Source organism: Streptomyces sp. NPDC051218 (assembly GCF_044455475.1).
In the GTDB taxonomy this organism is placed as follows: Bacteria; Actinomycetota; Actinomycetes; order Streptomycetales; family Streptomycetaceae; genus Streptomyces.
The window spans coordinates 184,452-208,525 of sequence record NZ_JBITEU010000006.1 but is presented as its reverse complement, the minus strand read 5'-3'; the positions used below and the strand labels follow the sequence as shown (position 1 = coordinate 208,525).

The following is a 24,074-nucleotide window of genomic DNA, read 5'->3' as shown; positions in this document are numbered from 1 at the left end:
CGCGGGGCGTACCACCCATGGAGAAAGGCACTTTTCGTGCGTAACACCGCCAAGATCACCACCGCTGTCCTCGCCACCGGAGCCCTCACCCTCGGTCTCTCCGCCTGCGGCTCCGACAAGGGCTCCGCCGCGGGGGACAAGGACGGCCCGCTCATCGTCGCCGCCACTCCCACGCCGCAGGGCGAGATCCTCGACTACGTCAAGAAGAACCTCGCGAAGAAGGCCGGTCTCGACCTCGACGTGCGGGAGTTCACCGACTACGTCACGCCGAACACCGCCGTGGAGCAGGGCGAGGTCTTCGCCAACTACTTCCAGCACAAGCCGTACCTCGACGACTTCAACAAGAAGAACGGGACGGACATCGTGCCGGTCCCGAAGGCGACGGTGCACCTGGAGCCGCTCGGCGTCTACTCCAAGACCGTCAAGAAGCTCGACGGCCTGAAGAAGGGCGCCACGGTCGCGCTCCCGAACGACACCACGAACGAGGCCCGCGCGCTCAAGCTCCTGGCCGACAACGGCCTGATCGAGCTCAAGAAGGGCGTCGGTTACGAGGCGACCCCCAAGGACGTCTCGAAGAACCCGAAGAACCTCAAGTTCAAGGAGATCGAGGCCGCCCAGGTGCCCCGCTCCCTCGGTGACGTCGACGCCGCGGTGATCAACGGCAACTACGCCCTCGAGGCCAAGCTCAGCCCGGCCAAGGACGCCCTCGTCGCCGAGCCCGCCAAGGGCAACCCCTACGGCAACTTCCTCGCCGTGAAGAAGGGCGACGAGAACGACCCGCGCGTGAAGAAGCTCGCCAAGCTCCTCACCTCGCCCGAGGTCAAGAAGTTCATCGACGACAAGTACGACGGCGCCGTCGTCGCGGCGTTCTGATCATGCGCAGGCACGTCATCGCGGCCGCGGGAGCACTCGCGCTCACTCTCGGCCTGACCGCGTGCGGCTCCGGATCAGGTTCGGGAGGCTCGGACGGTGACACGCTCACCGTCGGCGCCACCCCGACCCCGGCCGGCGAAGTCCTCACGTACATCAAGCAGAACCTCGCGAAGAAGAAGGGACTCGACCTCCAGATCACGGAGTTCACGGACTACGTCACGCCGAACACCGCGCTCCAGGAAGGGTCCCTCGACGCCAACCTCTACCAGCACGCCCCGTACTTGGAGGACTTCAACAAGTCCAAGAAGACGGAGCTCACGCCGGTGACCGAGGTCTATCTGCCGCCGATGGGGGTGTACGCGAAGAAGGCGAAGGACGTCACCGAGCTGCCCGCCGGTGCCACCGTCGCCGTCCCGAACGACACCACCAACGAGGGCCGGGCGCTCGAACTCCTCGCCTCCAAGGGCGTCATCGGGCTCAAGAAGGGGGCCGGCGCGAACGCGACCCCCGAGGACATCACGTCCAACCCGAAGAAGCTCACCGTCAAGCCGCTGGAACCGGCCCAGCTGCCGCGCTCCCTGGAAGACGTCGAAGCCGCGGTCATCAACAACAACTACGCGCTCGACGCCGGACTCAGCCCCAAGAAGGACGCCATCCTTCTCGAGTCACCCAAGGACAATCCGTACAACAACGTGCTCGCCGTCAAGAAGGGCGACGAGGACGACCCGAGGGTCAAGAAGCTGGCCGAACTGCTGACTTCACCCGAGGTGAAGCAGTTCATCAAGGACAAGTACAAGGGGTCCGTCCTGCCCGTCGTGGCGAGCTGACGCACAGTCCGTTTCCGCCCTCACCACGGGGTCCTCTCCTGACGAAGGAGCGGACCCCGTGGTGCGTTTGCGCGCCGACATGCTGCATGCTGGGCACTTCAGCAGGCCGAGGGTTCCAGGTTACGGAGCAGCGCATGACTACCACCTTCCCTGATATCTCCATCAGCACGGAGCGGTTGGTGCTGCGCCCGTTCGAGGACGCCGACGTCTCCGCGTACGCGGAGATGATGAACGACGAGATGGTCACCGCCTGGACCTCAGCGCCCCAGCCCTACACCGAGGACGACGCCCGCGACTGGATCACCCGCGTCGCGCCCGCCGAGCGCACCGAGGGCCGCGGAATCGCCCTGGCCGTCACGGAGTTCCTCACCCAGCGCCTGGTCGGCATCGTGCAACTGCGCGACACCGACTGGCGCGTACGCTCCAGCGAACTCAACTACGTCGTCGCCCCCTGGGCCCGCGGTGAGGGCTACGCGTCGGAGGCGGCGCTCGCCACCGCCCAGTGGCTCTTCAACGACCAGCGCTTCGAGCGCATCGAGCTGCGCACCGCCGCCGACAACACGGCCGCTCAGCAGGTCGCGCAGAAGATCGGCTGCATCAGCGAGGGAGTCCTGCGGGGCGCCTGGATAGCGCGTACGAGGAACGGCGGGGATCCCTTCGGCGGCTGGATCGACGTCCGCACCGACCTCATCGTGTGGAGCCTGCTCCCCGAGGATCTGGAGGGAGTGGGCGAGCAGCTCGCGGACAGCGGGTTCAGCGCCTTCTCCGACTGGAACTGACCGCCGGAGCGGCACAGAGGTTCACCAGGTACGCTCGCCCCTGGCCGCACGCGGTTGCCCCTGCACACGACGCCCGGCCCCCTCAGACGACCCGCGAGACCCAGGAGACCGACGAAGATGGCCGACCGCGTCACGGTGATCGGCTGGGACGGTTCGCCGCTGACCGCCGCCGCGCGCTCGGCGCTCGGCGCCGCCACACTCGTCGCGGGCGCCGCTCACCACCTGACGCTCGCCGAAGTGCCGCCGACCGCGGAACGGATCCGCCTGGGCAGCGTGAGCCTGGCCGCCCGCCGCATCGCCGCCCACCGCGGCACCGCCGTGGTCCTGGCCGACGGCGACCCCGGCTTCTTCGGCGTCGTCCGCACGCTGCGCGCCCCCGAATTCGGCCTCGAGGTCGAAGTCGTGCCCGCCGTCTCGTCCGTCGCCCAGGCCTTCGCCCGCGCCGGGATGCCGTGGGACGACGCCCAGGTCGTGGTCGCCCACCCCCGCACGCTGCGCCGCGCCGTGAACGTCTGCCGCGCGCACACCAAGGTCGCCGTCCTCACCTCGCCCGGCGCAGGCCCGGCCGAGCTCGGCCTGCTTCTCCAGGACGTGCACCGCACCTTCGTGATCTGCGAGGAGCTCGGCACCGAGCGCGAACAGGTCACCGTCCTCACCTCGGACAAGGCAGCCGACCACACCTGGCGCGACCCGAACGTCGTCATCGTCATCGGCGGCCCGGTCGCCGCCTCCGACACCGGCTGGATCGCGGGCCGCGACCCGGGCACCCCGCGCGGCTGGGCGCTCCCCGCTCCCGCCTACGGCGGCGAGGACGGCCTCGGCGAGGGCGAGAGCGACCGCCTGCGAGCCGCTCAACTCGCCCGCATCGGACCGCGCGTGGGTGACCTCGTCTGGGACATCGGCTGCGGCAGCGGCGCCTTCACCGCGGAGGCGGCACGCTTCGGCGCCGCCGTCATCGCCGTCGACGCCGACCCCGACGCCTGCGCGCGCACCACGGCGGTCGCCCGCCACTTCGGCGTACAGCCGCAGGTCGTGCACGGCACGGCGCCGCACGTCCTCGAAGACCTGCCCGAGCCCGATGTCGTACGGATCGGGGGCGGGGGAGCCGAGGTGGTGTCGGCCGTCGCCGACCGGCGCCCGGCGCGCATCGTGACGCACGCGTCGACCCGCGACGCGGCCGAACTCATCGGCAGGGGCCTGATGGAGCACGGATACGCGGTCGAGTGCGCGCTGCTCCAGTCCGTCGAGCTCGACACGCGCGCGTGGACGGAGCGGGAGCGGACCGTGGTCTTCCTGCTCTCCGGACAGTTGCCCGATCGCGCCCCGTGACCCTGCTGCCACACGGTGCGGGGTAGGCTGGCCGATTGTTGTACCGCACCCGAGTGTCCGGCAAATAGTTGGTCAATGTCCGGAAAGCTCACCCGTTTTGGGGGGTGTGTGGTACGGCAGGACCGGAGGGCGCGCAACGTGGCGCAGCCCACAGCGGACCGTTGCGGATCAAGCCGCCGCAGCGGCAGGCCGACCGGGACAATGCCTGTTGTCCGTACGCGGTTCGTGCCGCGCGGCGCGCACGCTCGTTGAGGATGACGGGCGGTTGGTGCGCCGCTCCGGGCAATGGGGCTTCCCCGGCCGAAGGCTGAGGGGCGGTCGAAGAAGCACTAACCGATGGGCGAGGGGTTACGCATGACCGACACCGGCCAGGTCCCGGGCGAGGGACTGCCGGAGAACGCAGGCATGGTGGAGCAGCCGGGCGTCCTCGCCCCGGGTGCGTACACCTACCTCGACCCCTCCGAGAATCCCGCCGAGAGCGTCGCTCCCGCAGACGAAGACGACCTGTTGCTGATGCCGGGTGCCCAGGGCGCCTGGAGCGAGCCGCAGTCGGCACAGCCGCTGCCACAGGCCCAGCCGGGGGTGCCCGAACAGCAGGGCATCGGTCAGCATGGCGTTGGTCAGCAGGGCTTGGGCCAGGCAGTGGTCAACCAATATGCGGCCGGGCAGCACGCGGCGGGCCAGCCCGTGGCGGCGCCTTCCATGGCGGAACAGCCCGTGGTGGACCAGGCCTTGGTGGATCAGGCCCTGGTGGATCAGGCCCTGGTGGATCAGGGCTTGGTGGATCAGTCCTCGGCGGCGGGGCAGCACGCTGCGGCCCAGCAGGCGTTCGCGCAGCAGGCGGTCGGCCAGCAGTCGGTCGGGCAGCAGTCAGTCGGGCAGCCGCAGGCCACGCATCAGCCCGGCCCGCACGAGACGGGTGGCCGCGACAGCGGCTCGGTCGACCTGAACGGCGTCCGGATGCCGGGTGCGCCCACCCCGGCGCCCGCGTCGCATCCCGGCCCCTCCCGCCGCCCGCTGCACCGGGGGCCTTCGGGTCCCGCCGTGCCCGACGCCTCGGGGAGTCCCGTACGTTCCCTCGCCGACCGCGGCCCGGCCGGTGCGCCGCAGCACGCCGCGCCCGCTCGCCATGCGGGGCCGCCCACGGTGGGGCCCGAGTACCTCGACATCCCGCGTGACGAGGACGGGGCGCCGCTGCCGGGGCAGCAGCTCGGTGAGAACGCGCCGCAGGGCGCCACGCCGTGGACGTCCCTGCCGCAGCACTCCCAGGCGCCCCAGCACTCCCAGGCTTCGCAGTCTTCTCAGGCGCAGGCCGAGCAGGCCATGCAGTCCGCCGTACCAGCAGAAACGGTCGTCCCGGACGGCGCTCCCGTCACACCCGTTGCTCCCGCCGCTCCCGTCACAGAGGGCACGCCGGGCGCAGAGGGCACACCTGAAGTACTCGGCGCGCAGCCGGCCCCGGCCGCCGAAACGCCCGTTGTCTTCTTCCCGCAGGCCGCGGATGCCGCCGACGCCGCGATCGCGCAAAGCGCCGAGGAGGGCCGGACGGCCTTCGCCATGGACGCCATGGACAGCACGGACGCCCTGGACGCCGAGCAGCGGTCGGCCGTACAGCCGCAGACCCAGCAGCCCTCTGTCGTGGAACCGTCCTCGCCCGCAGCCCTGAAAGCGAGCCAGGAGCCCGCGCACGCCCCTGGCACCGGCCAGCCGCAGTTCGCCATGGCCGGGGCACAGCCCTGGTCGGACGCGCCGCTCGCCGGCGCGGGGCACGCTGCCCAGGGTCCGCACATCCCGCAGGCTCCCCAGGCTCCGCAGGCCACACCGTACGCAGAGGCCCCCGTGGCCCACACGCCCCAGGGCGAGGGGCTCCCCGGCGACGCGCACCAGCCCTTCGCGGAGCCCCAGGCTCCCGCGCCCCTGGGCCAGTTCGTGCCGGTCGAGGGCTCCGTGCCGACCACGCCCCACCTGGCACCGACGCCGCCGCACGCCATGTCCGTACCCCCGGAGCACATCGAGGCCCCGCAGCCCGAGGCCCCCGAAGCTCAGCCGGAGCCCGCCGAGGCCGAGGCCACCCCTCAGGCAGCCGACATCCCGGAGGGTCCGGCGACCCCGGAGGTCGCCGAGGCCCCCGAGCCCCTCATGGCGCAGGAGCCCTCGACCCTTCTCGAATCCGCTGAGTCCGCTGAGTCCGCTGAGTCCGCCGGAGTAGCAGACGCCCCCGAGTCCGCGTCCCCGCAGCCCGCGGCCACCGTGCCCGCACCGCGTGACGGCGGGGAGCCCGCAGCGGCAACTCCCGCGCAGGAGACAGCTCCGGAAGCGGTACCAGAGGCGGCGCCGGAAGCGGCAGAGGAGCCCGTGGCCGCGGCGCACGAACTGTCGGAGGCGGCCCCCGAAGCCACGCTCCCCGAAGCCACGCTCCCCGAAGCGGCGCCCCTCGAAGCCACGCCCCTCGAAGTGGTCGCCGCGCCCGCCGAAGCGGAGCCCGCCGCAGCCGCCGAGGCTTCCGAGCCCGTGGCCCTCGTCGAAGCCGGGCCCGCCGGGATGACCGAAGCCGCCGACCCGGCGGAGACCACGGACGAGCCCTCGGAACCCGTCCAGCAGCCGGAGCAGGTGCAGCCCCAGCAGTCGGAGGCCCCCGCCGCCCCCGCCTACGACGACGCCGAGCGCGAAGCCGTCCTGCGCGTCATGCGCGAACGCCGCGACATCCGCAACGGCTTCCGCAGCGACGCCATCCCGCACGAGGTACTGCTCCGCGTCCTGGAAGCTGCCCACACGGCGCCCTCCGTCGGCCACTCGCAGCCCTGGGACTTCGTCGTCATCCGCTCGGCGGAGACCCGCCGCACGATGCACGAGCTGGCCATGCGCCAGAAGGACGCGTACGCCAAGTCGCTCCCCAAGGGCCGCGCGAAGCAGTTCAAGGAACTGAAGATCGAGGCGATCCTCGACACCCCGGTGAACATCGTCGTCACCGCCGACCCCACCCGCGGCGGCCGCCACACCCTCGGCCGGCACACCCAGCCGCAGATGGCGCCGTACTCCTCGGCCCTCGCCGTCGAGAACCTCTGGCTCGCGGCCCGCGCCGAGGGCCTCGGTGTCGGCTGGGTGAGCTTCTTCGACGAGCGCGAGATGGTCAGGACCCTCGGCCTGCCCGAGCACCTCGAAGTGGTCGCGTACCTCTGCGTCGGATACGTCGACGAGTTCCCGGAGGAGCCCGAGCTGATGCAGGCAGGCTGGTCCAAGCGCCGCCCGCTCTCGTGGGTCGTCCACGAGGAGACGTACGGCCGTCGCGCGCTGCCCGGCGAGGACCCGAGCGACCTGCTGGCCGAGACCGTCTCCAACATCCGCCCGCTGGACGCGAAGGCGCTCGGCGAGGCGTGGGAGCGGCAGAAGCGCATGACGAAGCCGCCGGGCGCGCTCGGCATGCTGGAGATCATCTCCGCGCAGCTCTCCGGCCTCTCCCGGCAGTGCCCGCCGCCGATCCCGGAGCCCGCGGCCGTCGCGATCTTCGCGGGCGACCACGGTGTGCACGCCCAGGGCGTCACCGCCTGGCCCCAGGAGGTGACCGCGCAGATGGTCGCCAACTTCCTCGGCGGCGGCGCGGTCTGCAACGCCTTCGCCAACCAGGTGGGCGCCGAGGTCTGCGTCATCGACGTGGGCGTGGCCAGTGAACTCCCGGCAACCCCCGGCCTGTTGCCCCGCAAGATCCGTGCGGGCACGGCCGACATGACGACCGGCCCCGCGCTGAGCCGCGAGGAGGTCAAGGCGGCCGTCGAGGTGGGCATCGAGACCGCTCGCGACCTGGTGGCGGCGGGCAACAAGGCCCTGCTCACCGGTGAGATGGGCATCGCGAACACCACGGCGTCCGCGGCCCTCATCTCCGTCTACACGGACACGGACCCGGGCGAGGTGACCGGCCGTGGCACCGGCATCAACGACGAGATGCACGGCCGCAAGGTCGACGTCGTACGCCGCGCGCTCGAACTGCACCAGCCCGACCCGGCCGACCCGATCGGCGTCCTCGCGGCGATCGGCGGCCTGGAGCACGCCGCGATGGTGGGCCTCCTCCTGGGCGGCGCCTCCCTCCGTACGCCGGTGATCCTGGACGGCGTGAGTGCCGGCGCGGCGGCCCTGGTCGCCCGCGCCATCGCCCCCGAGGTCCTCGCGGCCTGCATCGCGGGCCACCGCAGCGCGGAGCCGGGCCACGTGGCGGCCCTGAACAAGCTGGGCCTGCGCCCCCTGGTCGACCTCGACCTCCGCCTGGGCGAGGGCACCGGCGCCCTCCTGGCCCTGCCGGTGGTGCAGAGCGCGGCGCGCGCGATGCACGAGGTGGCCACGTTCGACTCGGCGGGCGTCACAGAAAAGTAGCCGCGCGCCGCTGCTCCCGCTGGGCGCACGGGGGCCAGGGGCGAGGTCCCGGTTTCGGGAAGGGGCGGGGCCGGGGGAGAGAACCCCGCCCCGCCCCAGCCATACTGAACCCGCACGTCAAAGCGCCGTCACAGCCGCCCCACCGTCGCAGCGGCACCCGCAAAGCCCCGCGCCCCGCACGAGGAGCCACCCGCCATGGCCGAAAGCCCCGCCTACCCCGTAGGCCTCCGCCTCACCGCCCGCCGCACGGTCGTGCTCGGCGGTGGCCAGGTGGCCCAGCGCCGCCTCCCCGCCCTGATCGCGGCGGGCGCCGACATCCTCCTCGTATCGCCCACAGCGACGCCTTCTGTGGAAGCGATGGCGGACGGGGGCGAGATCACCTGGGAGCGCCGTCGCTACGAGGCCGGTGACCTCAAGGACGCCTGGTACGCCCTCATCGCCACCAGCGACACCGAGGCCAACACGGCGGCCTCCGCGGAAGCCGAGGCCCACCGCGTCTGGTGCGTCCGCTCGGACGACGCCGATGCCGCGACAGCGCTGACCCCCGCGACCGGCCGCTCCGAAGGCGTCACGGTCGCCGTCCTCACCACGGACATCCACGGCCGCGACCCCCGCCGTACCGCGGCGATCCGTGACGCGGTCGTCGAGGGACTGCGCGACGGCACCCTCGTCGCGCCCCACCACCGCACCCGTACCCCCGGCGTGTCCCTCGTCGGCGGCGGCCCCGGCGACCCGGACCTCATCACGGTCCGAGGCCGTCGCCTCCTCGCCGAGGCGGACGTGGTCATCGCCGACCGGCTCGGCCCCCGCGACCTGCTCGACGAACTCCCGCCGCACGTCGAGGTGATCGACGCCGCGAAGATCCCGTACGGCCGTTACATGGCCCAGGAGGCCATCAACAACGCCCTCATCGAGCACGCGAAGCAGGGCAAGTCGGTCGTCCGTCTCAAGGGCGGCGACCCCTTCGTCTTCGGACGCGGCATGGAAGAGGCCCAGGCGCTCGCCGAAGCGGGAATCCCCTGCACGGTGGTCCCCGGCATCTCCAGCTCGATCTCGGTGCCCGGCGCCGCCGGCATCCCCGTCACGCACCGCGGCGTCGCTCACGAGTTCACGGTGGTCAGCGGCCACGTGGCGCCGGACGACGAGCGCTCCCTGGTCGACTGGGCGTCACTGGCCAAGCTGCGCGGCACGCTCGTCGTCCTGATGGGCGTGGACAAGATCGGCAGGATCGCCGAGAAGCTCACCGCCCACGGCCGGTCGCCCGAGACCCCCGTCGCCCTGATCCAGGAGGGCACCACAGCGGCCCAGCGCCGCGTGGACGCCACGCTCGCGACCGTCGCCGCCGAGGTCGCCGCCCACGAGGTGAAGCCCCCGGCCGTCATCGTCATCGGCGACGTGGTGAAGGTGGGGCCGGGCAGCCCCGCTTGATCGCCCCCCAGCTTCCGCGTAACCACCGGTAACCCAACCCGCCCCCAGGCGTTGGCACCACACCCAGGACAAGGCAGTATCACCCTGTGGCTGATCTCATCTCCATCGACGACCCCGCCGACCCGCGCCTGCGCGACTACACGGGCCTGACCGACGTCGAACTGCGCCGCAAGCGCGAGCCCGCCGAGGGCCTCTTCATCGCCGAGGGCGAGAAGGTGATCAGGCGCGCCAAGCAGGCGGGCTACGAGATGCGCTCGATGCTGCTCTCCGCGAAGTGGGTCGACGTCATGCGGGACGTCATCGACGAGGTCCCGGCCCCGGTGTACGCGGTCAACCCCGACCTGGCCGAGCAGGTCACCGGCTACCACGTGCACCGCGGCGCCCTCGCCTCGATGCAGCGCAAGCCGCTGCCCACGTCGGACGAACTCCTCACCAGGGCGCGCCGCGTCGTCGTCATGGAGTCCGTGAACGACCACACCAACATCGGTGCGATCTTCCGCAGCGCCGCCGCCCTCGGCATGGACGCGGTCCTGCTCTCACCGGACTGCGCGGACCCGCTCTACCGCCGTTCGGTGAAGGTCTCCATGGGCGCGGTCTTCTCCGTCCCCTACGCCCGCCTCGAATCCTGGCCCAAGGGCCTTGAGGGCGTACGGGAAGCGGGCTTCAACCTCCTCGCGCTCACCCCGGACGAGAAGGCGAAGACCCTGGACGAGGCGGCCCCACACCGCATGGACCGGGTCGCGCTGATGCTCGGCGCGGAGGGCGAAGGCCTCACCACGAAGGCTCTGATGGCAGCGGACGAATGGGTCCGCATCCCGATGGCCCACGGCGTCGACTCCCTGAACGTGGGAGCGGCGGCGGCCGTCGCGTTCTACGCCGTGGCGACGGGCCGCCCTCAGCTCTGAGGACCCGGCCCCGAGGTCTGCCGCTGGCTCTGCTGTACGTCGCGCACATCGTGCACGCCGCTGCCGCCGAGCCCGCGCGCGGGCCCCTGGCAGCCTTGCGCCGCCGCGATCCCCAGCGCCGCGAGCAGCGTCACGACCACGAACACGAAGAGCCGCTGGCGCAGCAGCCGCGGATTGGCGGGCCGACGCACGCCGGAGCGCGTGGTGTTCCGGGACTGCGCGGGACGCGAACCCGACCGGGAGGAACTGGACCCGCCCCGCGAGGAACCGGTCCGTGAGGACCCCGTGCGGGAGGGCCCGGTGCGCGAGGAACCGGTCCGCGAGGAACCGGTGCGCGAGGAGCCCGGCCGTGACGAACCGGGCCGCGGCGGGGGAGTGCCCTGCGACTGACGCCGCTGGGTGCGCTGGTCCGCGTACTCCTCGGCCATCCGCCCCGTCGGGCGGTCCTGGTCCTGCCGGGGCGCGGGCGGCCGCGGGTCCGTCAGGCCCTGCGCCTCGCGGGCCGCGATCTCCTTGAGCCTGAGCGACAGTTGGAGCGTGCTGGGACGTTCCTCCGGGTCCTTGGCGAGGCAGGCCCTGATCAGCGGCGCGAGCGCGTCCGGGACACCGCCGAGCTGCGCCTCCTCGTGGACGACGCGGTAGAGCATGACCTCTGAACTGCCGTGCCCGAAGGGCGAGTCCGCCATCCCCGCGTACGCGAGTGTGGCGCCGAGGGCGAACACGTCCGTGGCGGGGGTGACGGCGGCCCCGCGCACCTGCTCGGGCGCGAGGAACCCGGGCGACCCGACGGCGGTGCCCACATGGGTCAACGTCGAGGCGCCGGTGGCCCAGGCGATGCCGAAGTCGATGATCCGCGGCCCCTTCGGGGACAGCAGGATGTTCGACGGCTTCAGATCCCGGTGCACGACACCGGCTTCATGGACGGCTACGAGGCCTTCGGCGAGCGCCGAACCGACGACCGCCACGTCGGCCGCGGAGAGCGGCCCCTCGGCGGCGACCTTGTCGTGCAGGGAGGGCCCGGGGACGTACTGCGTGGCGAACCACGGCCGGTCGGCGTCGAGATCGGCGGCCACGAGCCGCGCGGTGCAGCCGCCGCGGATGCGCCGGGCCGCGGAGACCTCGCGCGCGAAGCGCGACCGGAACTCCTCGTCCTCCGCCAGATCGGGCCGGATCACCTTGAGGGCGACGCGCTGCCCCCGCCGGTCCGACCCCAGGTAGACGACACCCATGCCGCCGGCGCCCAGCCGCCTGTGCAGTCTGAACGAGCCGACGACACGCGGGTCCTCGCGCCGGAGCCGCATCATCGCCATGTCCATCCCCGCTGCCCGGTTCGTTGTCGTGCCACAGCTTACGTTTCCGTGGCCGGGCAGGTGCAGAGGCCGCGCCCTCACGGCCCGACCGATTGTCAGTGCCGGGTGGGAAACTTGAAGAGTGGTCAGGGGCACGGGAGCGGGCGGCCGTTGTGGGGGCCGCCGACCCCAACCATCCATCGCTGAAGGGGGATTGATCCCGTGAAGGGTGATCGCGTGGAGATAGTCGTGGACGCCGGGGACACGACACGGACGTACGAGGTGGTGGCGAGCCGGGCGGGCCGCCGGGTGGAGACGGCGGTCCGCAGGGGGGTGGTCGAAGTGAGCGAAGTCACCCTGGGGGTCCCCCCGCGCCCTTCAGGCAGCGGGGGAGGTTCGGTCGTGCGGACGGCGCGGTTCATGGCGAGCCGCGTCCTGGCTCTGGTCGAGCAGCCCGTTCCCCGCGAGGACACATCGGAGCAGGCGGCCCGCCCCCTCCGGGAAGACCCTGAGACCTAGGACCCCGTCTCCACCCACGGGAGTACATGACCGACGATCGGTCATCCTCCGGGAGGCCCGCCAATCGGTACGAGGGCATGACGACCCAGGCCTCCCACCCCCCTAGATTTGAGGTCAAGCGGCGGGTGCAGCACTCGTCCCCCGAGGTCCGACACCCGCCGCTCTTAAATTCATACAGACTCGGTCAGGAGAGGAACCATGGCGGACACGGCACCGCGGGCAATGATCCGCACGCAAGGACGCAAGGCCTTCGCCTCGTTCGGCGTCCGCCCGTCCGGTACGCGCCACCCCCTGGTGGCGACGGCCATGGTTCTTCCCCTGGCGGCCCTGCTGGTCGTCGTGTTCGGCGGCTGGGAAGCAGTGGTCACACAGGCGTCGTCCGTGGGCGTGATGCTGGGGCGCTGAGCGGCGCCCCGGGCCCGGATGAGCGGTCCGGGCGGGGACATCCGGCCAGGAAACCCCGTGGGGACGGGGGTGCGGCGGACGGCACGAGAAATGCCCGCGCAGCTGGGGAGCTGCGCGGGCACTTCTTTTTTTATGTCCGCCCGTCCGGCGTTCGAGGACATCTTGTCGGGGGTCCAAGGGGCGGAGCCCCATGGTTTGCGTACCCTCGCGGAAGACCCATTCGACGCACCCCGGGGGACCCGTGACCGCCTTGCTGCCCGCGCTGACCGCCAAGGTCCGCCACGCAGCCCACCGCACCCCGAGGCCCTGCGCCTGCGCCCCCGAAGCCGTCCTCGCCGACCGGGACGACGCCACCGTCATACGGCACGGTGACACGGTGGCCAAGGCGCACGCCCCCGGCACGGACCCCGCCGAACTGACGGCGCGCCTGAAGGTCGCCGCCGCCCTCCACGGCACCCTCCTCCCTCCGCTCGGCACGACGGCGAGCCCACTCCACGGGCGTCTTGTCACCCTCTGGGAGGCCGGCACCCCGGTGGACCGCGAGGACCCCGACGCGGCCCCCTGGGAAGCCGCCGCCACCCTTCTCGCCCGGCTGCACGCCACGCCCCCGGCCGAACTCCCGCACCCGCTCCCGGACATGCGCGGGCCCACGAAGGCCGCCCGTGCGATGACGCGCATGCGGGCCGCGGGACCGCACCCCGCCGCCGCCCCCGTCGAGCGAGCCTGGGCCACGCTCCCCGCCTGGGCCCGCGCAGAGGCTCCGGCCCCCGACCCCAAGCTCCTGTGCCACGGAGACCTGCACCTGGGCCAGCTGGTCCGCACGTCGCAAGGGCGCTGGCTGCTCATCGACGTCGACGACCTCGGGCTCGGTGACCCGGCCTGGGACCTGGCCCGCCCCGCCGCCTGGTACGCCTGCGGCCTCCTCTCCCCGGACGAGTGGACCCGCTTCCTCGGCGCCTACCGCGCGGCACGCGGTCCTGCGGTTTCGCCCGACGGCACCGACCCCTGGCCCGCCCTCGACGTACCGGCCCGCGCGCTCACCGCGCAGACCGCCGCCCTGGCCGTGGCCAAGTCGGACAGGGAGAGCCGCCCCCTGGACGAGATCGAGCAGGCAGTGGTCGACGCCTGTGATCGAATGGCCGCCGTCCCGCCGGAGTTGGCTCCCACCCCCACGAAGTAGGGTGCAACGCACCGAAGCCGGGCAGAGATCCGGCGAAGCAGTCACGACCGGCGAGGAGTTGAGCCGACCATGCAGTGTCCCAAGTGCCATGCACCGATGCACACGTACAACCGCAATGGCGTCCAGATCGAGCAGTGCAGCGGTTGCCGCGGGATATTCCTCGACTACGGCGAGCTGGAGGCCCTGAGCCGGGTCGAGTCCCAGTGGGGCGGCCAGCAGGCCCCGCCCCCGCCGCCGGCCCCGCAGGCGTACCCGGCCGCTCCCGCACCCCAGTGGGGCGCTCCCCAGCACGGCGGCCACCACGGCGGTCACGGCGGGCACTACGGCCACAACAAGCGCCACAAGAGCTTCGGGCACATGCTCTTCTCCTCCTGACCCGGAGGAACGACGAAGCCCCCGGCCGTGGGAACGGCCGGGGGCTTCGTACGGATGGTGCGCGATACTGGGATTGAACCAGTGACCTCTTCCGTGTCAGGGAAGCGCTCTCCCGCTGAGCTAATCGCGCGGGTCAACCTGCATGTGCTGCGTTCTGCGTGCGCGATACTGGGATTGAACCAGTGACCTCTTCCGTGTCAGGGAAGCGCTCTCCCGCTGAGCTAATCGCGCGGGGATCCTTGCGGACCGGACCTTCAGTTGTTCTGCGTGTGTTCTGCGTGCGCGATACTGGGATTGAACCAGTGACCTCTTCCGTGTCAGGGAAGCGCTCTCCCGCTGAGCTAATCGCGCTTGGAGGTGGAGACGGGATTTGAACCCGTGTAGACGGCTTTGCAGGCCGTTGCCTCGCCTCTCGGCCACTCCACCAGGAGTGCGGGGGTTCGGGAAGATCCCCCGTTTCCTGCGAGCGGACGACCAGGTTCGAACTGGCGACCTCAACCTTGGCAAGGTTGCGCTCTACCAACTGAGCTACGTCCGCTTGTCTTTCCCGGTCCGCTTGCGCGTCCCGGCGACGTGTTGAACTCTAGCGGATTCCTGGGCCAGTACAAAAACGCGTTTGCGCAGCGTGCTGCGCTGTCACCGGCCCGGGGCGCGACCAGGACGCCGGTCATAGACTCGCAGACGTGCACAGCCCCCCTCAGATGTCCTCCCGGCCGCCCGCCGGGGCGTCCCTGCCCATGGCGCGCTTCGGCGGCCTGCTCGCGACCGGTCTCAGGGACGTGACCAGCGATCCCTCGGCGCTTGACTCCCGCGGTTTCTGGGCGGTCTGCGCCAACTTCGAGGGCGGACTGATCTGCGCCCGCTTCGACGACGTGCGCGCCGAGCCGGTGCCCGCGCCGGTGCCGGGGGCATGGCGAGGACCCGCCGCCGGTGACTGGGTGTCGTCGCTCGACCGCGCCGCGTATGTGGACGGCGTGCGTCGTGTGCGGGAACACATCGCGGCCGGGGACGTCTATCAGGCGAACCTCTGCCGGGTGCTGTCCGCGCCGCTCACGGACGGCGGGGACGGCGGGGCCTGTGGAGACATCGACGCCCTGACCGCGCTCCTCGCGCGCGGGAATCCCGCTCCGTACGCCGGAACGATCCGCCTGCCCGGACACGGCGTCGAGATAGCGACGGCCTCGCCCGAGCTGTTCCTGCGCCGCGATGGACGCGTCGTCGAATCGGGGCCGATCAAGGGCACGGGCCGGACCGAGGCGGATCTCCTGGAGAAGGACTACGCCGAGAACGTCATGATCGTGGACCTCGTCCGCAACGACCTCGGGCGGATATGCGTGACCGGCTCCGTGACCGTCCCCGACCTGTGCGTGGTCGAGAAGCATCCGGGGCTCGTCCACCTCGTCTCCACCGTCCGGGGCGAGCTGACCCCCGACGCAGGCTGGCCCGAGATCTTCGCCGCCGCGTTCCCGCCCGGTTCCGTCACCGGCGCCCCCAAGTCCAGCGCCCTGCGCATCATCGAAGCCCTGGAGACCTCGCCCCGCGGCCCGTACTGCGGCGGCATCGGCTGGGTCGACGCCGACCGGGGAACCGGTGAACTGGCCGTCGGTATCCGTACCTTCTGGATCGACCGGGCGGAGGGCCTGCTGCGGTTCGGCACCGGCGCCGGGATCACCTGGGGCTCGGACCCCGAGGGAGAGTGGCGCGAGACCGAACTGAAAGCGGAACGGCTGCTGGCGGTAGCGTCGGGAGCGTACGAAGTGAGTGGAGGGACCCCTCAGTGAAGATCTGGCTCAATGGCGGCCTGCAGGACCTCGATACCGCCCGCGTCTCCGTGCTCGACCACGGACTGACCGTGGGGGACGGCATCTTCGAGACGGTGAAAACGGTCGAGGGGCGGCCCTTCGCGCTGACCCGGCACCTGGACCGGCTCGCCCGTTCGGCGCGCGGCCTCGGCCTGCCGGAGCCGGACCTGGACGAGGTGCGCGCGGCCTGCGCCGCCGTCATCGACGCCAACCCGATGCCGCTCGGACGGCTGCGCATCACGTACACCGGTGGCCTCTCGCCGCTCGGCTCGGACCGCGGCGACCAGGGGCAGACGCTGGTCGTCGCTCTCGGGGAGGCGAGCAGGCGCCCCGACACGACCGCCGTGATCACGGTGCCGTGGACCCGCAACGAGCGTGGCGCCCTCACCGGCCTGAAGACCACCTCGTACGCGGAGAATGTCGTCGCCCTTGCGCGCGCCCACGAACAGGGCGCTTCGGAGGCACTGTTCGCCAACACGGTGGGGCAGCTGTGCGAAGGCACGGGATCGAACGTCTTCGTCGTCCTCGACGGCGAGATCCACACCCCTCCGGTCGCCTCCGGGTGCCTGGCGGGCATCACGCGCGCGTTGGCCGTCGACTGGACAGGCGCGCGCGAGACCGACCTGCCGCTCGATGTCCTGGACCGCGCCGACGAGGTGTTCCTGACCTCGACGCTCCGTGACGTCCAGGCCGTGCACCGCGTCGACGGGCGCGAACTGCCGGGGGCTCCAGGACCGGTGACCGCCAAGGCGATGCGGATCTTCGGCGAGCGGGCGGCGGACGACCTCGACCCCTGAACCGGTCGGGCCAGACGCCCCAAGTGCACGCAATCCTGATGACGTATGAGCCGCAGGGCGGGTAGAACACCACTGATGACCACGACCCTGCGGCCGACCGGGCCGCTTCAGCAGAGCGCTGACGGCGCGAAGTCACGCATGTACGAAGTGCACGTGAACAGCCGTCCTGTGGGCGGGATAGAACTCGCCACGCACCCCGTGTTCGGGCCCGGTGTCGCCGAGATGCGGGACCTGAGCATCAAGGAGCCCGATCGCAGACGCGGCCGTGCCACCGTCGCCGTGCTCGCCGCCGAGGAGGTGGCGCGCGGCTGGAACTGCGAGCGGATCGAGGTGGCCGTGCCCGCCGAGGCCGCGGCGGCCCACCGTCTCGCCGTCTCGCTCGGCTATCTGGAGCGCAACCGCCACATGGTCAAGCCCCTGACCGCCGAGCCGCCCGCGTTGCCGGCGGGCATCGAGGGGCGGCCGATGACGGACGACGAGTACGAGGTCTGGCTGGCCCGCGAGAAGGAGGCCTACGCGCAGACCTGGATCGAGCGCGGTGTCCCCGAGGCGGAGGCACGCGCCAAGTCCGATGCCGACCACGCCGATCACCTGCCGCAGGGGGTCGCCACTCCCGGCACCCGTCTCAGCGTGCTCACCCAGGAGGGCACGGTGGTCGGCACCCTGTGGCTGGCGCAGCGCGACGACGACGCGTTCGTCTTCGACGTCGAGGTGGTGGAGGAACACCGCGGACGCGGCCACGGCCGGTCCCTGATGCTCCTCGCGGAGGCCCAGGCACGCGAGGCGGGCCTCGACCGCCTGGGCCTCAACGTCTTCGCGGGCAATATCCCGGCCCTGCGCCTGTACGAGTCGCTGGGCTACGAACCGGTCATGTACTACGTCTACAAGCAGCTGCTCTAGGCGTCCTGCCCGGAGGCCGCGAGGAGGCGGTCCGCGATCTCCTCGACGCGCTCGCGCAGCCCTTCCTGGCTCTTGCCGCCGTCGAGGCGCTCACCCTCGATGACGTACGTCGGTGTCCCGGTGACGCCGATCGCCTTGCCCTCCGCCTGGTCGGCGTCGACGATCAGAATGTGCCGTCCGTCGACGAGGGCGGTGTCGAACTCCTCGGCGTCCAGGCCCAGTTCCCGTGCGGCCTCGACCAGGAAGGGGTCGCCCTCGCGGGCCAGCTCCTCGACCTTGCCGAGTACGGCCTCGACGTACGGCCAGCCCTGCCCCTGCTCGAAGGCCTCCTCGGCGGCCTGGGCGGCGGCGAAGGCGTGCTGGTGCTTTTCGAGGGGGAAGTGCCGAAGCCGCAGGTCGACGCGGTCGCCGTAGCGGGCACGGAGTGCGCGTACGTCGTCGAGGGCACTCCGGCAGTCCGGGCACTGCAGCTCGCACCAGATGTCGATGACGAGGGGTCCGGCGGGGGCCGCGGGGGCAGAGTCGCTCATGGGTCACAGTCTCCCAGCCCGGCGTGCGCCTCCCAACCGGGGACGGGGGCCGACCGGAACCTGCGGAGGAGGCGTGACCCTGATATGTCCCTGAAGTCCGCTCGGGGCGTGGCCTGCGAGGGGTCACCCGGTGCAGGATGGAGGGGAAGACAGTGCCGGACGGTGCCACCGTCCACGCCCGCTCGCCTGGAGGACCGGATGATTGCCGAGACCGTCTGTTCCGCTGTGTCCGCGGCCGGCCTCGGCATCGCCGCGATCACGGCCTATCGCAAGCGTTTCCTGGCGGCGACGCGCCTCGCCGCCTATTCGCTGGTCCCGGTCGGCCTGGTGATGACCGGCGTCGTCGGCTGGCTCGCGGACACCGCGTTCAGCATGAAGGCGTGGGCGGGCTTCGGGGTGCTCGGCGTCGCCTGGCTGCTGTTCATGATCACGCGCGCCGTGGAGCGCCGCTCCGGCGGCACGCGCAAGGAACGCAAGGCCGCGAAGGCGGCCCAGCGCGACGCGGTGGCCCCTGCGGCGTCCGCACCCTCCCTGGGGCAGGGCTCCCGCCCGGCCGCGCAGCCTGCGGCCCAGCCGAAGGCGGCGGCGCCCAAGGAGGACTTCAGCGACATCGAGGCCATCCTGAAGAAGCACGGCATCTGAGAATCCGAGAGCAGATCTGAGATCGGCCGGCCACGGCCGCGTGACCGTCAACACGCGTGGCCGTCAACCACCGTCCGCGTCGGACGGCCGTGAGCGTCCCTCGTTCGTGTGGTCGAAGGAGCTGCCCGGCGTGCCGAGGTGCGCTGCTGGTGGGCCGTGGTCGGAATATGCGGCACGACGGATTCCCGCAGGTCACGGGATGCGGCGAACTCCCGCGCTTTCCGGGCGTGTTGGTCATCGGTACCCCCGGGACTGCGTCATCATCGCCGCGAGATGCTGGACACCGCACAGGGCGATGCCGCCCCGCCGACCGATGGCCGAGCCGCGACCGAAGAGCCCAAGGGCTGTCTGTTCGCGCTCTCCCAGCCACCCCTGATGATCTTCCTGGCGGTGATCGGCATTCTGATCCTGATGGGGACCTTGCACGATCTGCTCGGGCTCTAGAGCCCGGGGCTCAGGGGGCCGCGGCCAAGGGCTCTCAGCCCGCCGCTTCCTTGCGCCTGGCCCGGTAGGCGGCGACGTGCAGCCGGTTGCCGCAGGTGCGGCTGTCGCAGTAGCGGCGCGAGCGGTTGCGGGAGAGATCGACGAAGGCGTGCCGGCAGTCCGGGGCCTCGCAGCGCCGCAGGCGCTCCTGCTCGCCGGCGACGACGAAGAACGCCAGCGCCATCCCGCAGTCCGCCGCGAGGTGGTCGGCGATGGAGGCGCCGGGCGCGAAGTAGTGCACGTGCCAGTCGTAGCCGTCGTGGTCCGTGAGGCGGGGCGTCGTGCCCGCCGCCGCGATCAGTTCGTTGATCACCGCCGCCGCGGCCTGGGGCTCGGGCGCCGCGAAGACCTCCTGGAAGCGGCCGCGGATGTGCCGGACGCCGGCCAGGTCACGCTCCGTGAGTACGCCGACGTCACTTATGTCATGGCTTCGTACGAACGCGCTCAGGGCCGCCAGATCCGGGAGCCCCTCCGTCTCGGTGCCCGCCGCGCTCGCTGCGTTCTCGTCGTCCGGCGCGGTGTTCACCAGATCGACCACGGCGTCGAGTGCGCACCGGGTGTCGTGGGTGATCAGCACGATTTGCTCCCTGGCCTGGGGTAGTGGGGTCCCGCCCGGCTCATGGAGAGCTGGGGGAGAGGTGCCCGCTGATGCTGGCCGATGCTAGCGGCTTCACGACACGGCGCACCGGCGCCGTCCCCGCGGGAATCCGCGGCGACGGCGCCGGTACGTCTGCTCTGTGCGGTTGTCTTGCCCGAGCCGTCGCCCCGAGTCGGACGGCGCCGGGCGCTCTCGCGCGGCCTGGAGCTAACTTTCGGCCAGGATGTGCGAGAGCTCCGTATCCAGATCGAAGTGGCGGTGTTCCGTGCCGGGCGGCACGGCCGCGTCCGTTCGCTTCAGGAACGATTCCAGGGCCCGCGCCGGGGCCTCGAGCAGAGCCTCACCCTCGGGGGAGCTCAGGGCGATGCAGACGACGCCCTGACCGTGGCTCCGGGACGGCCAGACTCGGACGTCGCCGGTACCGGTGGGCCGGTGCAGGCCCTCGGCGAGGAGGTCGCGGGCGAACACCCACTCGACGGTTTCCTCGGCTCCGGTGTGGAAGGTGGCGTGCACGGCATAGGGATCGGCCGTGTCATACCGCAGTCCTGCGGGTACAGGCAGTGAGGACTCGCTCGACACAACGAGGCGCAGGTGCAGCTCGCAGCTGACCGTGGTGTTCATAAGCGCCAGGGCCTTTCGCTCAGTGTGCGCTCGGGGATTCGCACGTCGGCGAAATCGACATGCCACCTACGGTGCCGTTGTAAACCCCTCTGAGGGTTTTGGGTGTCTTTAGGTAGCTCGTACGGCGGGTTGTTCGTTCGAGGGGTAGAGCCATTCCAGTGACGGGTTTCCGTCCGGTAGGGTTTGGCCGTATGAATACGGGGAGTAACGAGCCGGGGGTTGCTGAAACAATCACCGGCACGAAGGGCGAACAGCCGCTCGGATCGCGTGCGCCGGAGTTCATCCAGGCCCGCAAGGCGCTGCACCTCAGCTGGCAGGTCGGCGTGTTCATCGTCGGCCTCGCGGTGGTTGCCGCGGGCATCGTGATGCTGCCGCTGCCCGGACCGGGCTGGCTGGTGATCTTCGGCGGAATGGCGATCTGGGCGACCGAGTTCGTCTGGGCCCAGCTGGTGCTTCGCTGGACGAAGCGGAAGGTCACCGAGGCGGCGCAGCGTGCGCTCGACCCCAAGGTGCGCCGCAGGAACATCATCCTGACGACCGTCGGTCTGGTGATCATCGCCGTGCTCGTCGCGGTCTACGTCTGGAAGTTCGGCCTCGAGATGCCATGGAAGATCAAGGAGTGACCTTCGGGTGACTCCACGGCGGTCGGATGCACCCGCTGACATGCGGTAATGTTCTCCGTGCGCCCGGGGCGATTAGCTCAGTGGGAGAGCGCTTCGTTCACACCGAAGAGGTCACTGGTTCGAACCCAGTATCGCCCACCCCGGAACTGCGGCCCGGAGGCTTTTAGCCTCCGGGCCGCAGTCGTATTCGCTCGCTTTCCCGCGCGGCGTAAGGAATTTGATACTCCGTCGGCTCAGCCGACTGCCGTTCGGGAAAAGCGGAGTCAGTGCATTCTGCCGAGAACGTCACGGACCCGGCGTGCGTCGCGCAGCCGCTGTTCGTACGTCGCGCCGATCGCGAGGAGCAGGAGCCCGGCGAGTGCCGGGGGCAGCCAACGCGGCAGGGTGTCCACCACTTGGACGATGTAGGGCGCCAGTTCGTGCAGCGCGTCCAGGGCAAGGGCCGTGCCGCCGAGCACCAGGGGCGCCTGCAGCCGGTGCCGGGCGCCCGCCAGGGTGATCAGCAGGGCCGCGATGCCGAGGAGGAGTGGACGCTGCCAGTGCGGGTCGCTCCAGGCGGCGACGAGGCTCGGCAGGAGGGTCGCGGCGAGGCCGGGTCCGTACGCCGTCCAGGAGGACGTCTCGGGGACGCGGTGGCGCCGCAGGGCGCCGATCAGGAGTGCCGGGACGGTGACCGGCAGGGTGTAGGCCTCGGGGGTTTCGACCTCCCAGGCGGCCAGACGTGCCCAGCTCGCCAGGAGGAACAGCACCCCGGCCGCGTACCCGACGGGGCGGCGGTCCGTGCGCAGTGCCGTGCCCGCGGCGATGAGGCCGCCGAGCGCGAGGGCCAGGGCGAGGGTCGTCGCGTGCCCCGCGGTGAGGGCGACCGCCAGCCCGCCGGCGACCGCCCCGGAGATCTCGACCGGCGCTGCCAGCGGCTGCCGGCCGAGCCTGGCCGCCGCGAGGGCGCCGATCGCGGGTACGGCGAGCATGAGCAGCCCGATGTGGTCCGTGCGCAGGTCCCAGGCCGTACCTGTGGCACCGACGAGCGCGGCGGCGTACGCGACCGTGGCACACGCGGCGATGGCTGCCGGGCCGCTTGCGACGAGCGCGGTCGCCGCGAGGAAGAGCGCCGCCAGGGCGCCGAGAGTGCCCAGCGTGGCCGACGCGGTGGCCAGGGCCAGGAGCGCGGCGCTCACCGAGGAGATGACCGAGAGGCTGATCGAGGTGAAGGCGGTCGCCTTCGAGCGGGCGCGTGACGCGACGGCGAGCAGGGCGGCGGTCAGCGTGACGTACACCGACACCCCGACTGCGTAAGGGAGGTGAAGGGCGGACGGGAGGATGAGAAGGGCGGCCCAGGTGAGGGCCAGAGCGCCGGAGCGGGCGGCATCGGCGGGGTCGAGGCTGCTGGTGCTGGGTTCTGGCGCGGGGGCTGGGCCTGGGGGCGTACCGGGGCGCCGGCCCGGACCTGAGGTGGGCTCTGAGTTCGGGGCTGTGGTGGTGCCCGGGGCGACGGGTGGGGCTGTCGTGGGGCGGGGGTCTGGGGTGTTTGCCGGGAGGGCGGTGGTTGGAAGGGGGAGCAGGGTTGCCGCGAACGTGGCTCCGGCGACTACGGCAAGCGCGAGCGCGGCGATGGCGGGGTGCTGTACGGACAGTCCGGCCAGGGCTACTGCGTCGCCCGTGTCCGCCGGGGTGCCCGACCACGCCTTCCCTACCCAACTCGTGGGCCCGAGCAGCGCGGTGACGAAGGCGGGAAGGGCCCACAGGGTCGCGAGCGCGTACACCGGGAGCGCCGCACCGAGGACTCCGCGCAGGACCGGGCGCGGCAGGGCGGTGCGGACCACCGCCGACAGCGCGACGGCGCACGCCAGGTAGCCGGGAACCGTCCAGGCGGAGGGCAGTGCTTCGCGCAGCACGCCGCCGGTCGCGGCCACCAGCAGCAGGCCGCCAGCGAACGCCGCACCCGTCGCCTGCCGGGGCTCCGTGATCAGCCACGCCGCCACCAGCGCGATCGCCGCGGCAAGGATCAGGAGCGCGCCCGCACGCGCCGCGTCCGGCAGGTCCGTGGCCGACCAGGAGAGGTAGCCGGCGGCCACCGCCCCCCACAGGCCGGTGGCGCAGGCACCCGCGGCCGCGACGGCACGCACGCCCGGATGCCTCACCCGGAGGGCGACCGCGACGTCGAGCGCCGCCGTCACCAGTAGCGCCGCCGCCGTCCCGTGGGTTCCGGCGTCCGCGGCGTGCGCCCAGAGGAGCAGGGGGAGTTGAGCGGTCACGACGGCCAGCGGCAACGGCAGCCGCAGTTCGCGGAACGACAGGCCGTACGCCGTCCACAGCGCGGCGAGCACGGCGGACGCGGCCGCCGTGTAGCCGAGGGCGTCGGCTCGTGGCAGGGCGACGGCATGGACGGCGTACGCGTCGAGGACGGTCAGGGCGAGGCCGAGCGCGGCCACCGTCTCCGCCGTCGAGCGCAGCTTCCGGCGCAGCAGCGGCGCGGGCACCCCGAGCGCGGTCAGCGTCACGACCGCGAGGAGTGCCCCGCGCCAGCCGATGCCCAGGTGACCCCAGCTCACCAGCGTGAAGGCGATCGCCGCGACGGTCAGGAGGATGCCGCCGAGCGTCAGGAGCGCGTTCTGCACGTTCGGCGGTGTGGCCTCGGGGGCACGCACCGGCCGCGCGGGACCCGGTGCGGCGGGCGTCTGCAGGGCACCGATCAGCCAGGCGCGGCGTTGCAGCAACTGCGTCCTGCGCGTGTCGAGTCGGCGCAGCTCCAGGTCGAGGACGCGGAGTTCCTCGGCCGGGGGCGGAATGTTCGTCATGTCCGT

The 24,074-nt window shown here is 71.9% G+C and carries 22 protein-coding genes and 6 tRNA genes; 18 read left to right on the top strand and 10 right to left on the bottom strand.

The genetic code is table 11. From position 1 onward, the window contains the following. Positions 1 to 36: 36 nt before the first annotated feature. The 7 genes from ACIBCK_RS19680 (at position 37) to ACIBCK_RS19650 (ending at position 10,506) form a co-directional block, all read left to right on the top strand. Positions 37 to 873 (top strand): MetQ/NlpA family ABC transporter substrate-binding protein, encoded by an 837-nt coding sequence (locus ACIBCK_RS19680; protein WP_399391831.1) that lies wholly within the window; start codon positions 37 to 39, stop codon positions 871 to 873. A gap of 2 nt (positions 874 to 875) precedes the next feature. Next, positions 876 to 1,700 carry a MetQ/NlpA family ABC transporter substrate-binding protein gene (locus ACIBCK_RS19675; RefSeq protein WP_399391830.1) on the top strand — a complete coding sequence of 275 codons (825 nt, stop codon included), beginning with the start codon at positions 876 to 878 and terminating at the stop codon, positions 1,698 to 1,700. 134 nt (positions 1,701 to 1,834) lie between these two features. Further along, positions 1,835 to 2,479 carry a GNAT family N-acetyltransferase gene (locus ACIBCK_RS19670; protein WP_399391828.1) on the top strand — a complete coding sequence of 215 codons (645 nt, stop codon included), beginning with the start codon at positions 1,835 to 1,837 and terminating at the stop codon, positions 2,477 to 2,479. A gap of 117 nt (positions 2,480 to 2,596) precedes the next feature. Then, positions 2,597 to 3,808: a precorrin-6y C5,15-methyltransferase (decarboxylating) subunit CbiE gene (gene cbiE / locus ACIBCK_RS19665; protein WP_399391826.1), complete on the top strand. Its 1,212-nt coding sequence runs from the start codon at positions 2,597 to 2,599 to the stop codon at positions 3,806 to 3,808. A 354-nt stretch (positions 3,809 to 4,162) separates the two neighbouring features. Continuing rightward, entirely contained in the window at positions 4,163 to 8,173 is a 4,011-nt protein-coding gene (gene cobT, locus ACIBCK_RS19660) for a nicotinate-nucleotide--dimethylbenzimidazole phosphoribosyltransferase (RefSeq protein ID WP_399391824.1), read from the top strand. 195 nt (positions 8,174 to 8,368) lie between these two features. Further along, positions 8,369 to 9,601 (top strand): uroporphyrinogen-III C-methyltransferase, encoded by a 1,233-nt coding sequence (gene cobA / locus ACIBCK_RS19655; RefSeq protein WP_399391822.1) that lies wholly within the window; start codon positions 8,369 to 8,371, stop codon positions 9,599 to 9,601. Positions 9,602 to 9,687: 86 nt separating this feature from the next. Then, positions 9,688 to 10,506: a TrmH family RNA methyltransferase gene (locus ACIBCK_RS19650; protein WP_399391820.1), complete on the top strand. Its 819-nt coding sequence runs from the start codon at positions 9,688 to 9,690 to the stop codon at positions 10,504 to 10,506. Here ACIBCK_RS19650 and ACIBCK_RS19645 read toward each other — a convergent pair. After that, positions 10,497 to 11,822, bottom strand: coding sequence for a serine/threonine-protein kinase (locus ACIBCK_RS19645; RefSeq protein ID WP_399391819.1), 1,326 nt, complete (start codon positions 11,820 to 11,822; stop codon positions 10,497 to 10,499). The genes ACIBCK_RS19650 and ACIBCK_RS19645 overlap by 10 nt on opposite strands. A 195-nt stretch (positions 11,823 to 12,017) precedes the next feature. On the opposite strand from ACIBCK_RS19645, the gene ACIBCK_RS19640 reads away from it, so the two are divergent. From ACIBCK_RS19640 to ACIBCK_RS19625, 4 genes are all read left to right on the top strand, one after another. Continuing rightward, positions 12,018 to 12,314, top strand: coding sequence for a hypothetical protein (locus ACIBCK_RS19640; RefSeq protein WP_399391817.1), 297 nt, complete (start codon positions 12,018 to 12,020; stop codon positions 12,312 to 12,314). A gap of 198 nt (positions 12,315 to 12,512) precedes the next feature. Continuing rightward, positions 12,513 to 12,719, top strand: a complete 207-nt coding sequence (locus tag ACIBCK_RS19635) for a hypothetical protein (protein WP_399391815.1) — start codon at positions 12,513 to 12,515, stop codon at positions 12,717 to 12,719. Positions 12,720 to 12,909: 190 nt separating this feature from the next. After that, positions 12,910 to 13,899 carry an aminoglycoside phosphotransferase family protein gene (locus ACIBCK_RS19630; RefSeq protein ID WP_399391813.1) on the top strand — a complete coding sequence of 330 codons (990 nt, stop codon included), beginning with the start codon at positions 12,910 to 12,912 and terminating at the stop codon, positions 13,897 to 13,899. Between the two features lie 69 nt (positions 13,900 to 13,968). Further along, entirely contained in the window at positions 13,969 to 14,274 is a 306-nt protein-coding gene (locus ACIBCK_RS19625; RefSeq protein WP_266868962.1) for a zf-TFIIB domain-containing protein, read from the top strand. A 55-nt stretch (positions 14,275 to 14,329) separates the two neighbouring features. Here the strand turns inward: ACIBCK_RS19625 and ACIBCK_RS19620 are convergent. From ACIBCK_RS19620 to ACIBCK_RS19600, 5 genes are all read right to left on the bottom strand, one after another. Further along, a tRNA-Val gene (locus ACIBCK_RS19620) sits at positions 14,330 to 14,404 on the bottom strand. 29 nt (positions 14,405 to 14,433) lie between these two features. Continuing rightward, a tRNA-Val gene (locus ACIBCK_RS19615) sits at positions 14,434 to 14,505 on the bottom strand. Positions 14,506 to 14,553: 48 nt separating this feature from the next. Then, positions 14,554 to 14,625: transfer RNA gene (locus ACIBCK_RS19610), tRNA-Val, on the bottom strand. Between the two features lies 1 nt (position 14,626). Beyond that, positions 14,627 to 14,700 (bottom strand) — tRNA-Cys (locus tag ACIBCK_RS19605). Positions 14,701 to 14,739: 39 nt separating this feature from the next. After that, positions 14,740 to 14,812 (bottom strand) — tRNA-Gly (locus ACIBCK_RS19600). Positions 14,813 to 14,975: 163 nt separating this feature from the next. Here ACIBCK_RS19600 and ACIBCK_RS19595 point away from each other — a divergent pair. The 3 genes from ACIBCK_RS19595 (at position 14,976) to ACIBCK_RS19585 (ending at position 17,773) form a co-directional block, all read left to right on the top strand. Next, entirely contained in the window at positions 14,976 to 16,055 is a 1,080-nt protein-coding gene (locus ACIBCK_RS19595) for a chorismate-binding protein (protein ID WP_399392292.1), read from the top strand. Further along, positions 16,052 to 16,873 carry an aminotransferase class IV gene (locus ACIBCK_RS19590; RefSeq protein WP_399391811.1) on the top strand — a complete coding sequence of 274 codons (822 nt, stop codon included), beginning with the start codon at positions 16,052 to 16,054 and terminating at the stop codon, positions 16,871 to 16,873. The genes ACIBCK_RS19595 and ACIBCK_RS19590 overlap by 4 nt, the downstream gene beginning before the upstream one ends. A gap of 75 nt (positions 16,874 to 16,948) precedes the next feature. Further along, entirely contained in the window at positions 16,949 to 17,773 is an 825-nt protein-coding gene (locus ACIBCK_RS19585; protein WP_399391809.1) for a GNAT family N-acetyltransferase, read from the top strand. Here ACIBCK_RS19585 and ACIBCK_RS19580 read toward each other — a convergent pair. Continuing rightward, a complete protein-coding gene (locus tag ACIBCK_RS19580) occupies positions 17,770 to 18,303 on the bottom strand; it encodes a DsbA family protein (RefSeq protein ID WP_399391808.1) in 534 nt (177 codons plus the stop codon). The genes ACIBCK_RS19585 and ACIBCK_RS19580 overlap by 4 nt on opposite strands. A 198-nt stretch (positions 18,304 to 18,501) precedes the next feature. Between ACIBCK_RS19580 and ACIBCK_RS19575 the strand changes: the two genes are divergently transcribed. Both ACIBCK_RS19575 and ACIBCK_RS19570 read left to right on the top strand, forming a co-directional pair. After that, entirely contained in the window at positions 18,502 to 18,945 is a 444-nt protein-coding gene (locus ACIBCK_RS19575; RefSeq protein WP_399391806.1) for a hypothetical protein, read from the top strand. Positions 18,946 to 19,218: 273 nt separating this feature from the next. Further along, complete coding sequence (locus ACIBCK_RS19570; protein WP_399391804.1) at positions 19,219 to 19,389, top strand: hypothetical protein; 171 nt, start codon at positions 19,219 to 19,221, stop codon at positions 19,387 to 19,389. Positions 19,390 to 19,423: 34 nt separating this feature from the next. On the opposite strand, the gene ACIBCK_RS19565 is transcribed toward ACIBCK_RS19570, so the two are convergent. Further along, positions 19,424 to 20,005 carry a CGNR zinc finger domain-containing protein gene (locus ACIBCK_RS19565; RefSeq protein WP_399391802.1) on the bottom strand — a complete coding sequence of 194 codons (582 nt, stop codon included), beginning with the start codon at positions 20,003 to 20,005 and terminating at the stop codon, positions 19,424 to 19,426. 228 nt (positions 20,006 to 20,233) lie between these two features. Further along, positions 20,234 to 20,647, bottom strand: coding sequence for an SsgA family sporulation/cell division regulator (locus ACIBCK_RS19560; protein WP_003959770.1), 414 nt, complete (start codon positions 20,645 to 20,647; stop codon positions 20,234 to 20,236). Between the two features lie 191 nt (positions 20,648 to 20,838). Between ACIBCK_RS19560 and ACIBCK_RS19555 the strand changes: the two genes are divergently transcribed. Beyond that, positions 20,839 to 21,270 carry a TIGR02611 family protein gene (locus ACIBCK_RS19555; protein ID WP_399391800.1) on the top strand — a complete coding sequence of 144 codons (432 nt, stop codon included), beginning with the start codon at positions 20,839 to 20,841 and terminating at the stop codon, positions 21,268 to 21,270. Between the two features lie 66 nt (positions 21,271 to 21,336). Beyond that, positions 21,337 to 21,408, top strand: a tRNA-Val gene (locus ACIBCK_RS19550). Between the two features lie 125 nt (positions 21,409 to 21,533). Here ACIBCK_RS19550 and ACIBCK_RS19545 read toward each other — a convergent pair. Further along, complete coding sequence (locus tag ACIBCK_RS19545; protein ID WP_399391798.1) at positions 21,534 to 24,068, bottom strand: SCO7613 C-terminal domain-containing membrane protein; 2,535 nt, start codon at positions 24,066 to 24,068, stop codon at positions 21,534 to 21,536. Positions 24,069 to 24,074: the final 6 nt, after the last annotated feature.